The sequence below is a fragment of the Parendozoicomonas verongulae genome (assembly GCF_009711465.1).
Taxonomy (GTDB): domain Bacteria; phylum Pseudomonadota; class Gammaproteobacteria; order Pseudomonadales; family Endozoicomonadaceae; genus Sansalvadorimonas; species Sansalvadorimonas verongulae.
In genome coordinates this window covers 664-1123 of the sequence record NZ_SMME01000505.1, presented here as the reverse complement: position 1 = coordinate 1123, position 460 = coordinate 664, and the positions used below count along the sequence as shown (strand labels likewise).

The following is a 460-nucleotide window of genomic DNA, read 5'->3' as shown; positions in this document are numbered from 1 at the left end:
AAACGCCTCAGTCGCTCCAGGTGGTTCAAAGAAAAAATGAACAGGTTCCAGACTATGGCCAACCTCATGAAAGAGAACGTCAGAAGCCATAGGGTCATTGGAATCCAGCCACCGGAATGGGTTATTGAAAGCAAGCCAATACAGTGTGAACCCGTAGCCACTGGCTGTGGCTAAAGAGCGGCGCCTTTGTTGAACATCTATTGTGAAGCGGTAAAGATTATCCGGGGCTCTGTCGCGCTCATCTTCATCATTGTCACTGAGACCTGTCAGTGCATGGGCTCTTTGAATCACCTGGTCATAAAAGTTGATAATTGGCGTTGGGTCTTCAATATTTCGCACCATGGCGGAGGGCAAAACAAGAGCGGAATATTTTCCTTCAAGTTCTGCCCAGGGTGCAGGGTAGTGACGAATGTATTCACGCCATTGCTCGGCGGTATCTCTGCCCAACTTGAACCAAGGT

Annotated in this window: 1 protein-coding gene; it reads right to left on the bottom strand. The window is 48.9% G+C overall.

Annotated elements, in window-relative coordinates; translation table 11 throughout:
- Window positions 1-460 (bottom strand): M60 family metallopeptidase (locus E1189_RS01215; protein WP_230459926.1); only part of this gene is annotated, 460 nt, incomplete at both ends.